This is a genomic window from Bradyrhizobium lupini, from assembly GCF_040939785.1.
GTDB lineage: Bacteria > Pseudomonadota > Alphaproteobacteria > Rhizobiales > Xanthobacteraceae > Bradyrhizobium > Bradyrhizobium canariense_D.
Window position 1 is genome coordinate 2,898,757 of record NZ_CP162553.1, and the last position, 12,683, is coordinate 2,911,439.

Annotated in this window: 13 protein-coding genes; 10 read left to right on the top strand and 3 right to left on the bottom strand. The window is 64.2% G+C overall.

The genetic code is table 11. From position 1 onward, the window contains the following. Positions 1 to 12: 12 nt before the first annotated feature. Positions 13 to 840, bottom strand: a complete 828-nt coding sequence (locus AB3L03_RS13815; protein ID WP_085351734.1) for a sterol desaturase family protein — start codon at positions 838 to 840, stop codon at positions 13 to 15. Positions 841 to 1,101: 261 nt separating this feature from the next. On the opposite strand from AB3L03_RS13815, the gene AB3L03_RS13820 reads away from it, so the two are divergent. The 10 genes from AB3L03_RS13820 to AB3L03_RS13865 all read left to right on the top strand — a co-directional run bounded on the left by AB3L03_RS13820 (position 1,102) and on the right by AB3L03_RS13865 (position 10,022). Then, positions 1,102 to 1,266: a Flp family type IVb pilin gene (locus AB3L03_RS13820; RefSeq protein ID WP_007599783.1), complete on the top strand. Its 165-nt coding sequence runs from the start codon at positions 1,102 to 1,104 to the stop codon at positions 1,264 to 1,266. A gap of 73 nt (positions 1,267 to 1,339) precedes the next feature. Next, positions 1,340 to 1,480 carry a hypothetical protein gene (locus AB3L03_RS13825; RefSeq protein WP_162496356.1) on the top strand — a complete coding sequence of 47 codons (141 nt, stop codon included), beginning with the start codon at positions 1,340 to 1,342 and terminating at the stop codon, positions 1,478 to 1,480. 122 nt (positions 1,481 to 1,602) lie between these two features. Next, the gene (locus AB3L03_RS13830; protein ID WP_018454679.1) at positions 1,603 to 2,127 is read left to right on the top strand and encodes a prepilin peptidase; all 525 of its coding nucleotides are present in this window, start codon (positions 1,603 to 1,605) and stop codon (positions 2,125 to 2,127) included. 127 nt (positions 2,128 to 2,254) lie between these two features. Next, on the top strand, positions 2,255 to 3,052 hold the full coding sequence (gene cpaB, locus AB3L03_RS13835; protein WP_018454680.1) for a Flp pilus assembly protein CpaB: 798 nt from the start codon (positions 2,255 to 2,257) through the stop codon (positions 3,050 to 3,052). A gap of 11 nt (positions 3,053 to 3,063) precedes the next feature. Further along, positions 3,064 to 4,539 carry a type II and III secretion system protein family protein gene (locus AB3L03_RS13840; RefSeq protein WP_026232792.1) on the top strand — a complete coding sequence of 492 codons (1,476 nt, stop codon included), beginning with the start codon at positions 3,064 to 3,066 and terminating at the stop codon, positions 4,537 to 4,539. A gap of 17 nt (positions 4,540 to 4,556) precedes the next feature. Then, positions 4,557 to 5,294, top strand: coding sequence for a CpaD family pilus assembly protein (locus AB3L03_RS13845; RefSeq protein ID WP_368508802.1), 738 nt, complete (start codon positions 4,557 to 4,559; stop codon positions 5,292 to 5,294). After that, positions 5,291 to 6,559 carry an AAA family ATPase gene (locus AB3L03_RS13850; protein ID WP_204513279.1) on the top strand — a complete coding sequence of 423 codons (1,269 nt, stop codon included), beginning with the start codon at positions 5,291 to 5,293 and terminating at the stop codon, positions 6,557 to 6,559. Before AB3L03_RS13845 ends, AB3L03_RS13850 begins: the two co-directional genes overlap by 4 nt. 21 nt (positions 6,560 to 6,580) lie before the next feature. Continuing rightward, on the top strand, positions 6,581 to 8,044 hold the full coding sequence (locus AB3L03_RS13855; RefSeq protein WP_204513278.1) for a CpaF family protein: 1,464 nt from the start codon (positions 6,581 to 6,583) through the stop codon (positions 8,042 to 8,044). A 16-nt stretch (positions 8,045 to 8,060) separates the two neighbouring features. Then, positions 8,061 to 9,038: a type II secretion system F family protein gene (locus tag AB3L03_RS13860; protein WP_026232794.1), complete on the top strand. Its 978-nt coding sequence runs from the start codon at positions 8,061 to 8,063 to the stop codon at positions 9,036 to 9,038. A 9-nt stretch (positions 9,039 to 9,047) separates the two neighbouring features. Further along, the gene (locus AB3L03_RS13865) at positions 9,048 to 10,022 is read left to right on the top strand and encodes a type II secretion system F family protein (protein WP_018454686.1); all 975 of its coding nucleotides are present in this window, start codon (positions 9,048 to 9,050) and stop codon (positions 10,020 to 10,022) included. A 74-nt stretch (positions 10,023 to 10,096) separates the two neighbouring features. Here AB3L03_RS13865 and AB3L03_RS13870 read toward each other — a convergent pair whose 3' ends face one another. Next, a complete protein-coding gene (locus AB3L03_RS13870) occupies positions 10,097 to 10,924 on the bottom strand; it encodes a tetratricopeptide repeat protein (RefSeq protein ID WP_204513277.1) in 828 nt (275 codons plus the stop codon). Between the two features lie 94 nt (positions 10,925 to 11,018). Continuing rightward, entirely contained in the window at positions 11,019 to 12,527 is a 1,509-nt protein-coding gene (locus tag AB3L03_RS13875; protein WP_368508803.1) for a metallophosphoesterase, read from the bottom strand. Positions 12,528 to 12,683: the final 156 nt, after the last annotated feature.

Below are 12,683 nucleotides of genomic sequence, written 5' to 3' on the forward strand. Positions count from 1 at the left end.
GCTCTCGAGAACCTAGCGGCGGAACGGATAGGCAAGCTGCCCTCCGATTTCCTTCGGCATGGTGGCTTCATCCTTGCCGTAATCCTGCGGCAGTTGCCCCTCGGGCATGCGGAAAGTGCCGAACAGCAAGTCCCAGATCGGGAACGTGCCGGCAAAATTGGTGTCGCCGCCCTCTGCTAGCGCGGTGTGGTGCCAACGGTGGAACACCGGCGTCGCCAACACATATTTGAACGGCCCGAAGGTCCAGTTCAGGTTGGCGTGCACGAAGGCCGAATGGAAGGTCGTGAACGGGGCGAGCCAGACCATGGCGTTCGGCGAAATGCCGGCCATCAGCAGCACGACGTCGACCGCGATGGTACCGAGCACGAGATTGACGGGATGGAAGCGGGCCGCAGAAATCCAGCTGATCTCCTCCGAGGAGTGGTGGATCGCGTGGTACTTCCAGAACCCACCGCCGTGGAACAACCGGTGCAGCCAGTACAGCATGAAATCGGACAGCACCAGGAACAGCATGGCCTGGACCCAGAGCGGCAATAGCGCCAGCGGGCCGTGGCCATTGTCGTAGAAGGCGATGAGCCCGTCGGCATCATGGATGTTGAAGACGAAGCTCGCACCGACGATCAGAAGGCCGATCCGCATGACACGTGCGAACACCGGAACGATAAACCAGTAGCAGATGTCCGTGACGATCTCCCGCTTGCGCCACCACGGCACGCCGGGATTGCAGGCCCAGACATGCTCGAGCACGGTGAAGACCACCGCGAGCGCGAAGGTCGCGGGGATCACCTTCGCGATGGTCTCGCCAAGCATCAGGGCGATTTCCATGGGCAGGCTCGACATTGTCGCCTCTCTTGCGAATTGCTGGTCCCGCCTACGCGTACTCCCCCAAATTTAAGGGAGGGTGAAGCCGGTGCTGCGCTTGCTGCACATCCGGAACCGGAACGAATTGCAGCTGGCTGCCTTAAGGCGAAATTCACTCTGGCCAGCGGCAAGCGCGTTTGCCCGATCGAATTAACTCTCCCGAAAGAGCTCGGATCTCATGGTCGTTGCGTCAAGCACACCGCCGAACGAGGCGATCCCACCCCAGATGGAGTTTTGTTCATGAAGAACCTGATTGCGCGTTTCGCGAAAGATGAATCCGGCGCCACCGCCATCGAATACGGTCTGATTGCCGCCGGCATCGCGCTGGCCATCATCACCGTCGTCAACAATCTCGGCACCACGCTGAACGCCAAGTTCACCTCGATCAGCAGCTCGCTGAAGTAGGCGATCGACCAACGACTGCAAAAGCCCCGGATTTCCGGGGCCTTTGTTTTTAAGACGGCGAGTTCCAGTGGCGTTGAGCAAGTACAGAACCGATGCCGTGGTCGCGGCGAACGCGGCCGAGGCGGCGCAGACCGGCTCGCCGGCTTACTGGGTCTGCCTGGCCCTGCTGCTTGCGACCGTCGCGCTCGCCGCACGCATCGCCTCCCTCTGGTGAGCACGCCTTCGGCTGGTTCTACCCCTCAAGACCGCCGCCGCCGTTTTCGGTTTGTTTAGCACTGCCGGCTAGAATCCGGCGACGCCAGCTCCGCGGCACACCCAGGCCTCAAGACGCAGCCCATGATCCTCGACCTTGCGCGCCTTCTGCTCTTCCCGGCCCTGATGGCGTTTGCCGCCGCAAGCGATCTCTTCACGATGACGATCTCCAACCGCGTATCGCTGGCGCTGGTCGCCGGCTTTTTCGCGCTCGCTCTCGCCGGTGGCATGGCACCTTACGAGATGCTGGGCCATGTCGGCGCCGGCGCGCTCGTCCTGGTCGTGGCCTTCACCTGTTTTGCGATGGGCTGGGTCGGTGGCGGCGATGCCAAGGTGGCGGCCTCCGTCGCGCTTTGGTTCGGGTTCGCACAGCTGATGAACTTCCTGCTCTACGCCTCGCTGTTCGGCGGGGCGCTGACGCTGCTCCTGCTCCAGTTCCGGCAGTGGCCGCTGCCTTACGGGCTCGCTGGCCAGACCTGGCTCGCGCGGCTGCACGCCAAGGACAGCGGCATTCCCTACGGCATCGCGCTCGCACTGAGCGCGCTGATGGTCTACCCGGAGACCGAATGGGTGAAGGCGATCGACCTCGCTCACCTCGCATTGCGCTGAACGCATCGGGTAAACCCGGCCTTAAGGCGATTTAGATACGCCTCATTAACCATGCTTTGACGAATAGCTGGTCAACTGCCGATTACGGCGGCGTCAGCGTCGCGGCGTTTGTTGGAAAGTGAAGCGTATGAATAGGGCACGCATTGTCGTCCTGACGGTCGCCATCTGCGCCGGCGGTGTCGCCGCGTATCTGGCGAGCGGCTCGGACAATTCTGCACCGCCTCCGGCTCCGGTCGCGCAGCTTCCCACCGTCGACGTCCTGGTCGCGAAAAACGACATCGGCCTCGGCCAGACCGTCAAGCCGGAAGACGTGCAATGGCAGACCTGGCCGTCCGCGACCGCCAGCGCCACCTTCATCCGCCGCAACGAGCGCCCCGAGGGGGTAACCCAGGTCACCGGCTCGATCGCACGATCTCCCTTCATCCAGGGCGAGCCGATCCGGGACCAGAAGCTGGTCAAGGCCGAAGGCTCCGGCTTCATGGCGGCAATCCTGCCCACCGGCATGCGGGCGATCTCGACCGAGATCTCGCCGGAAACCGGCGCAGGCGGCTTCATCCTGCCCAACGACCGCGTCGACGTGCTTTTGACGCGCCGTCTCAAGAACCCGGACCAGAGCAGCGGCGCTCCCGATGTCGTCACGTCCGAGATCATCCTGGCCAATATCCGCGTCCTGGCCATCGACCAGGCTCCCAAGGAGAAGGACGGCCAGAACGCGGTGGTCGGCAAGACCGTCACTCTCGAACTCAATCCTGCGCAGACTGCGACGCTCTCCTCCGCACGCCAGAGCGGCACGCTGTCGCTGGCGCTGCGCAGCATCGTCGATGTCAAGCTGAGCGAGATCACGCTCGATGACTCCGCACAGAAGCGCGAGGGCATTTCGATCATTCGGTACGGTATCCCAAGCTCGACGGCGAAGGCACGATGAGGACTGTCGACATGAAATGCAGGGCGAATTTGGCGACGATGCGAACCCCGGTGGTCCGCGCCCTGTCGTTTTCGGCCGCCGTCGCGCTCGCGCTCAACCCGGTGCTCACCCCTGTGGTCGCCGCCGACTATCGCCCTGTGGCGCAGGCTGCGGCCGACGGTCAGATGAACGCGCGATTCCTCTCGCTCGGCATCGGCAAGTCGATCGTGATCGACCTTCCGCGCGACATCAAGGACGTGCTTGTCGCCGATCCGAAGATCGCCAACGCGGTCGTCCGCTCGGCGCAGCGTGCCTACATCATTGGCGCCTCGATCGGGCAGACCAACATCGTGTTCTTCGATTCCGCCGGCCAGCAGATCGCGGCCTATGACATCGCGGTCAAGCGCGACCTCAACGGCGTGCGGGCCGCGCTGAAGCAGGTCCTGCCGAACTCAGACATCCAGATCGACGGGCTAGGCGACGGCATCATCTTGACCGGCTCGGCCGCGAATCCAGCCGAAGCCCAGCAGGCCAACGACCTCGCAGTGCGCCTCGCCGGCGGCCCCGAGAAGGTCGTGAACTCGATCGTGGTCCGCGGCCGCGATCAGGTCATGCTCAAGGTGACGGTCGCGGAAGTGCAGCGCAGCATCGTGAAGCAGCTCGGAATCGACCTCACCGCCAACCTCAGCTACGGCACCTCGGTCGTCAGCTTCAGCAACTCCAATCCGTTCACGGCTCTCGGCCACAACCTCGTCGACGGCAATAACCTGACCACGAAGTTCGGCGCGGCCCCGTCGGTGCAGGCCACGCTGCGTGCGATGGAGACCGCGGGCGTGATCCGGACGCTGGCCGAACCGAACCTGACCGCGATCTCCGGTGAATCGGCAACGTTCATTGCCGGCGGTGAATTTCCGGTGCCTGCGGGCTATGCGTGCGACCCCACCACGCACGTCTGTACCACCCAGATCAGCTTCAAGAAGTTCGGCATCTCGCTCAACTTCACCCCCGTCGTTCTCACGGAGGGCAAGATCAGCCTGCGGGTAATGACCGAGGTGTCCGAGCTCTCGAACGAAAACGCGATCACGCTGTCCCAGGCCGTGACCTCGACCTCGGTCAACTCGCTCACGGTGCCCTCGATCAAGACCCGCCGCGCAGAAACCTCGCTGGAAATTCCCTCAGGCGGCGCGATGGCGATGGCTGGCCTGATCCAGCAGCAGACCAAGCAAGCGGTCAGCGGACTGCCAGGTCTGATGCAGCTCCCGGTCCTCGGCACGCTGTTCCGTAGCCGCGACTTCGTCAACAACGCGACCGAGTTGGTCGTGATCGTGACGCCCTACATCGTTCGCGCAGTTGCGCAAAAGGACCTGTCGCGGCCGGATGATGGCTTCTCCGCACCGGCTGATCCGCAGGCCGAACTGCTCGGCAACATCAACCGGATCTACGGCGTGCCCGGCCGGACCGAACCGGCCAAGAACTACCGCGGCACCTACGGCTTCATCACCGACTGAGGCGGAACGGGGACTTCATGAAGATCACTAGACCACCCCAGATTCGCAGGCGCGCCATCCACCTCGGCGGCGCGCTCGTCGGCATGGCGCTCGCCCTAGGCGGCTGCCAGCATGACGAAGCGGTCACGGCCTCCATTCCCGACGACTACAAGCAGCGCCATCCGATCGCGATCGAGGAGCAGAATCGTTCCATCGTCGTCTTCGTCGGCCATGCCCGCGGCGGCTTGACCGCCGCCCAGCGCGCCGACGTGATGGGCGTCGCGTCGGCCTGGATGCACGAAGGCAGCGGCGCGATCCGGATCGACGTACCGTCCGGCACGCCCAACGCGCGTCCGGTCGCGGACACCATGCGCGAAATCCAGGCAATGCTGTCGGCGGCGGGCGTTCCGCCGCACGGCGTCAACGCCCGCTCTTACACGCCGGACGACAAGCGATTCCTGCCGCCGATCCGGCTCACCTATTCCAAGATCGCCGCAGTCGCGGGTCCCTGCGGCCTGTGGCCGGAAGATATCGGCCCTTCGATGAAGAACAAGAGCTGGTTCGAGAACAAGGACTACTACAATTACGGCTGCGCCTATCAGCGCAACCTCGCAGCGATGGTCGACAATCCGTCGGATCTCGAGCAGCCGCGGCCCGAAACGCCGTCCTACACGCCGCGGCGGACCGCCGCGTTCGAGAAGTATCGCAAGGGAATGCCGACGGCGGTCGCCTATCCTGAGGCCGACAAGGCCAAACTCAGCGACACCGGCAGATGATCAGCTACGCTCGCCAGCCCCAAGAAGATCAGTCCGAGGCATCGCTCCCACCGGTCGAGGAGCATATTGCGCCGGCGCCCCGCGTTTCCGTCCAGGCTTTCTGCGAGACCGTGGAAACGGCGGCCGCCGTGCAGTCAGCCGGTGAAGATCGCCGTCTCGGCAAGGCCCATCTGAAGATCCAGATGGGCGGAATGGCGGCTGCGGTGGAAGCCTACCGCTCGGCCCCCACGCCGAACGTGATCGTGCTCGAAAGCGACGGCCGCAACGACCTCCTGGGCGGGCTCGACCATCTCGCGACCGTCTGCGATGCCGGCACCCGCGTGGTCGTGATCGGCCGCATCAACGACGTCACGCTCTACCGCGAGCTGGTCCGCCGCGGCGTCAGCGACTACGTGCTCGCGCCGGTCGGCGCGATCGACGTCGTGCGCTCGATCTGCAACCTGTTCTCGGCGCCGGAAGCCAAGGCCGTCGGCCGCATTATCGCCGTGGTCGGGGCCAAGGGCGGCGTCGGCGCATCAACCATCTCCCACAATGTCGCCTGGGCGATCGCCCGCGATCTCGCGATGGACGCGGTCGTCGCCGACCTCGACCTCGCCTTCGGCACGGCCGGACTCGACTACAACCAGGATCCACCGCAGGGCATTGCCGACGCCGTATTCTCACCCGATCGCGTCGACACCGCCTTCATCGACCGCCTTCTGTCGAAATGCACCGACCACCTCAGTCTGCTGGCGGCGCCGGCGACGCTCGACCGGGTCTACGATTTCGGCGCCGACGCCTTCGATTCCGTGTTCGACACGTTGCGCTCCACGATGCCCTGCATCGTCCTCGACGTTCCGCACCAATGGTCGGGCTGGACGAAACGCGCCCTGATCGGAGCGGACGACATCCTGATCGTGGCGGCGCCCGACCTCGCCAATTTGCGCAACACCAAGAACCTGTTCGATCTCCTGAAGGCCGCGCGCCCCAACGACCGGCCGCCGCTCTACTGCCTGAACCAGGTCGGCGTGCCGAAACGGCCCGAAATCGCCGCGGCGGAGTTCGCCAAGGCGATCGAGAGCCAGCCGGTCGTCTCGATTCCGTTCGAGCCGCAGATCTTCGGCTCGGCGGCCAATAACGGCCAGATGATCGCGGAGATCTCGGCCAACCATAAGTCGATCGAGATGTTCCTTCAGATCGCCCAGCGCCTGACCGGCCGCAGCGAAACGAAGAAGCAAAAGTCGTCCCTGCTTTCACCCCTGATTGACAAGTTGCGGGGAAAATAGGTCGCCGCATGGAGTTTTTAAGTGTTCGGTAAGCGTAGCGGAACAGACGCCGACGCCCGGGCCCCGAAGCCCGGTGCCGTGTCGCCAGAGCCTGCCCCGGCTTCGGCGCCCGCCATGTCGCGCGTGCCGCCGCCGCCGGCAATCTCCTCGCCGCCGCTCGCCCCGGCGAAGCCTGCGCCGACCATGGAAGCCCGCCGCTCGGACAATTATTACGAGGTCAAGGCGACCATCTTCGGCGCGCTGATCGAGGCCATCGACCTCGCCCAGCTCGCCAAGCTCGATTCGGAGTCCGCGCGCGAGGAAATCCGGGACATCGTCAACGAGATCATCGCGATCAAGAACATCGTGATGTCGATCGCCGAGCAGGAAGAGCTGCTCGACGACATCTGCAACGACGTCCTCGGCTACGGTCCGCTGGAGCCCCTGTTGTCGCGCGACGACATCGCCGACATCATGGTCAACGGCGCCGACACCGTCTACATCGAGGTCGCCGGCAAGATCCAACGCACCGGTATCCGCTTCCGCGACAATCAGCAGCTCCTCAACATCTGCCAGCGTATCGTCAGCCAGGTCGGCCGGCGCGTCGACGAATCCTCGCCGATCTGCGACGCCCGCCTGGCCGACGGCTCCCGCGTCAACGCCATCGTGCCCCCGCTGTCAATCGACGGCCCCACGCTCACGATCCGCAAGTTCAAGAAGGACAAGCTGACGCTCGATCAGCTCGTCAAGTTCGGCGCAATCTCGCCGGAAGGCGCGGAAATCCTCCAGATCATCGGCCGCGTCCGCTGCAACGTGCTGATCTCCGGCGGTACCGGCTCGGGCAAGACCACGTTGCTCAACTGCCTGACCAACTACATCGAGCACGACGAGCGCGTCATCACCTGCGAAGACGCCGCCGAACTCCAGCTCCAGCAGCCGCACGTGGTGCGACTGGAAACCCGCCCGCCCAACATCGAGGGCGAGGGCCAGGTCACCATGCGCGAGCTGGTGCGCAACTGCCTGCGTATGCGTCCCGAGCGCATCATCGTCGGCGAAGTCCGCGGACCCGAGGCGTTCGACCTGCTCCAGGCCATGAACACCGGCCATGACGGCTCGATGGGCACGCTGCACGCCAACAATCCGCGCGAGGCGCTATCGCGCTGCGAATCCATGATCACGATGGGCGGCTTCTCCCTGCCTTCACGCACCATCCGCGAGATGATCTGCGCCTCGATCGACGTCATCGTCCAGGCCGCGCGCCTGCGCGACGGTTCGCGCCGCATCACCCACATCACCGAAGTGATGGGCATGGAAGGCGACACCATCATCACCCAGGACGTCTTCCTCTACGACATGGTCGGCGAGGACGCCAACGGCAAGATCATCGGCCGGCACCGGTCGACCGGAATCGGCCGCCCGAAATTCTGGGAACGCGCCCGCTATTACGGCGAAGAGAAGCGCCTTGCCGCGGCGCTCGACGCGGCGGAAGTGGCGCCCACGACGTGAGCAGGTCAACGCAGCCATGAACATGCAAGTCCTTGCCCTCGCCTTCCTTGCCACCGCCACCGTCGGCGGCCTCGCCTGGGTCTTCCTTTATCCAATGCTGTCCGGGGAACGGAAGGCCGAGAGCCGCCGCGCCTCCATCTCGCGGGCCGAGGCGCCCACGGCCCGCGCCGCCGAGAAGACGCAGCGCTCGCGCCGCGAGCAGGTCGAAACCTCGCTCAAGGATCTCGAGGCGCGGCGCCAGCAGGAGAAGAGCGTACCGCTCAGTGTCCGCCTGTCGCAGGCCGGCCTCGATTGGGCGCCGCAGAAATTCTGGATCGTGTCCGCCGTCGTGGCGGGCGTGCTGTTCGCAGTCGCCTTGTTCATCGGCGGCGGCCTGCTCGGTGCCGCCGGCTTCGCGTTTGCCGGCGGACTCGGTCTGCCCCGCTGGGCGCTCGGCTTCCTGAAGAAGCGCCGTGAAAACAAGTTCCTGGCCGCCTTGCCCGATGCCGTCGACGTCATCGTCCGCGGCATCAAGGCGGGCCTGCCGCTGTTCGAATCGATCAAGGTGGTCGCCGCCGACGCGCCAGAGCCGCTGCGCTCCGAGTTTCTGTCCATCATCGAGACGCAGGCGATCGGCATGCCGCTCGGCGAGGCCTGCACGCGGCTCTACGATCGCATGCCGCTGCCCGAGGCCAATTTCTTCGGCATCGTCATCTCGATCCAGCAGAAATCGGGCGGCAACCTCTCCGAAGCGCTCGGCAACCTCTCCAAGGTGCTGCGCGACCGCAAGAAGATGAAAGAGAAGATCCAGGCGATGTCGATGGAAGCCAAGGCCTCGGCCGGCATCATCGGCTCGCTGCCGCCGATCGTGATGTTCCTCGTCTACCTCACAACGCCAGGATACATCTCGATGCTTTGGACTCATCCCACCGGCCAGCTCATGCTGGTCGGCTGCGTCGTCTGGATGTCGATCGGCATCATGGTGATGAAGAAGATGATCAATTTCGACTTCTGATGGTGTCTTATGGTAGAGTTCCTCGTTGCGAAACTTCACGACGTCCACTTCATGACGATGCTGCTGGCGGCCATTGCCGCCAGCGCCACCGTGTATACGCTGGTGATGCCGCTGTTCGCCGGCGAGGGCCTTTCCAAGCGCATGAAGGCGGTGGCGAACGAACGTGAGCGCATCCGGCAGCGCGAGCGCGAGCGCCTCCACAAGAGTGAAAAAGTCTCGCTGCGCCAGACGCCGAAGCAGCTCGTCTCGAAGGTCGTCGATGACTTCAACCTGACCAAATGGCTCGCGCAGGAAGCTGCGCGGGACAAGCTCATCATGGCCGGCTATCGAGGCCAGGCGCCCTACATCACCTTCCTGTTTGCCCGCCTGGTTGCCCCGATCGTGCTGTTCGTCGGTTCGGTCGTCTACGTGTTCCTGATCGCGCATATGCAGCAGTCCATGCCGATCAAGATCGGCATCTGCGTCGGTGCGGCCTATCTCGGACTTCAGGCGCCGATGCTGTTTCTCAGGAACGCGATCTCCAAGCGCCAACTCTCGATCAAGCGCGCCTTTCCCGATGCGCTCGACCTGCTCCTGATCTGCATCGAATCCGGCATGTCGGTTGAGATGGCGTTCCGGAAGGTCGCAGTCGAAATCGTGGGCCAGTCGATCGCGCTGTCGGAGGAGTTCACCCTGACCACGGCCGAGCTATCGTATTTGCAGGATCGCAAGGTCGCCTACGAGAACCTCGCGCGGCGCACCGGGCTCGAGGGCGTCAAGTCGGTATGTCTCGCGCTCCAGCAGGCGGAGCGTTACGGCACCCCGCTCGGCCAATCCTTGCGGGTGATGGCGCAGGAAAACCGCGACATGCGCATGAACGAAGCCGAGAAAAAGGCCGCGGCACTGCCGCCGAAGCTGACGGTACCGATGATCCTGTTCTTCCTGCCGGTGCTGTTCGTCGTCATCCTTGGACCGACTGGCATCAAGGTCACCGAGATGCAATGACCTTAGACGTGGACCGCGTACGGTCCGAGGATGCCTTCAAGATTGGAAGATCAAGATCGGAAGATCACGTCTGATCAGTCGGGCTGGCCGAGCGAGGCGACCGGCGTCCGCTTCGGCGCACCACGCCGGACGTCGCTGCGGGTCAACATTTCCTTGAGATAGGCGACATTGGCCGTAGCCTGGTCCGGCGGCAGGTCCGCCTTCACGATGGTCTCGGCTTCGGCGAAGCGGCCCTGGAGACCGACGACAAGACCGAGATTCTGCCGCACCCGCGCGCTTGCGTGCGGCGAGGCATAGGCTTGGCGCAGCGCGTCTTCGGCCTTCGGCAGATCTCTCGACAACATGTAGGACAGGCCGAGATTGGAGAGCACGCCGGGATCGCCAGGCGCGATCTTGAGCGCACTCGCATAATAGGAGCGCGCTTCCTCGTGACGACCCATCTGATCGAGCGCGGTACCCTGCACCGAGAGCAGGCGCCAATCCGGGTTATCGGGCGAATGCGCCTTCGACAGCACGTCGAAGGCTTGCTGGAAATTGCCGTTGTCGGAGAGCGCGCGGCCGTATTGGGCCATCAGCGCCTTGTTGCCGGGATTGGCGATGGTCGCCTGCTCGAGCACGGCGGCAGCCTGGGCGCGCTGGCCGTTGGCGCGCAGGGCCTGGCCGTAGGCGAGGGCCGCGTCGGCGTCCTTGGGATTGGCACGATAGCGCTCGCCATAGACTTCAGCAGCGCGCGCGGGATCGGTGGGAGCGGCTTCCGCCCGCGGCCCGACCGAGCCCGTGACGTCGGAGAGTTTCGACACCGCCGTGCAGCCGCCGAGGCCCATGGCCACCGCTGCGACCAGCGAGGTGGACGCAAGAAGCCGGGCAAGACTTAACCGTTCACGACTGAACCGTTGACGCATGACGCTTTGACTCTCGAGCCGATTGATCGAGCCGAACGCGCCAGCAATAGACTGTTAACCCTAACGGCCGGTTAATGCTCCCGGCCCGAGCCCGTCACTGCGGCGCCTGCGGCGGCACCTCGCCGCCGAGACCCGCATCGAGGCCGAGCGCCTTCGCCTGCTCGTTCAGGTCCCGCAGCAATTGCAGTCGTTGCCGCGTCTCGATCTCGACATCGATGCCCGGACGCACGACCCTCGGCAATTCGCGTCGAAGATCGTCACGATTGACCAGACGCCTCGCGCGGAGCTCGTCGAGCTGAACGTCGTCGATGCCGAGCACATTTGCAGATTGCTCGATCAGTCGGCGCAGTAGTGACGTCACCGCGGCCTCGACATCATGCTTGCGTGCGGATCTCGAGAACTTGCTTTCCAGATCGGCCCAGACATGAGAGGTCAGGAGATAGACGTGGAGCAAATTGGCCCAATCCACCTCGTCGTCGGCATAGAAGGCGCGGCGCAGCAGGAGCCGGCGCGCGAATGCTGCGACCTGATTCCGTTTCAGCGTGGTGCATGCGTCGATCTCGATGCCCGATTGGACGGCCGGATCTCGGGAAAAATCCCGTCCGGCCGGCAGTCTGACGACGCCGTGCGGCAGGTTGGAATCGAGCGGCCTGAAGACACCATCCTTGCGCGGACGTGAGTAGCGGGTGATCGCGAAGTGATACTCTGTGCGGCCGCCATGGGACATCGGGTCGGACATCGGGCCGAAATGAATGACGTTGAAGCCGGCGTCGTCACCGGCCTGCCCGGTCGATGACGGACAGGACAGGACGTAGATCGTGCGCCAGAATGCTTCATCGCTCTCGTTCGACGTGGTGCGCGGATTGGGAATCGAATAGCGCGTCAGCCCCTCGACATGCCGGTGTCCGTGCAGAACCAGATCGACGTTGAGCGATGTCGCCGCCTCGAGGAAGGTCGCGGGCGCGGCGAGATACATCAGCGGCTCGTCAGGCACGCCGAGAAACCGCTTTCCTTCTCCGGTCGCCTGCGGCAGTGGATGATGATGCAGCGCCAGCACACGTACGAGGTTTTCCACCGGCTCGGCATAATCGGCGCGGCCGCCAGACCCGAGGCTGCCCGCGAGCTCGGCGCTCAGCCGCGCGGCATCCGAAACCATGGCGTTATAGGCACTCTGGTCGACATTGCCGCTCGCGAGCGTCGTGAGGCTCGCGCGATTGGAATCCAGCAGCACCAGATCGAGACCGGCCTGACGGTAGTAGACGCTCTTCGAGGTTCGCGGCAAATGCAGGTAATCATATACGTCGTGGCGGCCTGCACGCCGGCTCGGGCGCTTGACGTCGTGATTGCCGGCAATTGCCTGAATGTCGGTGAACAGCCCGGTCTGCCGGAAGGACGCAATGACGGCGAGCGCTTCGTCGAGCGCAGGCGGCGTCGGGTCGTCCACGATATCGCCGGTGATCAGCAGGATGCGATCGGGAACATCCGCGAAGTCCGCCATCCTCTCGCGAATTGCGGCATTGAGCGTCTCGATGGTCGCAAGCAGTCGACCAGACCCGTCCAGATGCAGGTCGGAAATCTGTACGATGACGAACGATCTATCCATTTTGCGTCGCTTATTTGCGAATGCCGCGCCGCGCAAACGATGAGAGAAATGCCTTCGACGATCAGGTTCAGTCCGGTATCAATCAGCCCGGGCCATGATGAGCCGGGTAAGAATTGACCCCATCCCCTGTTGTTGCACTCCGTGCAGAACCGTACG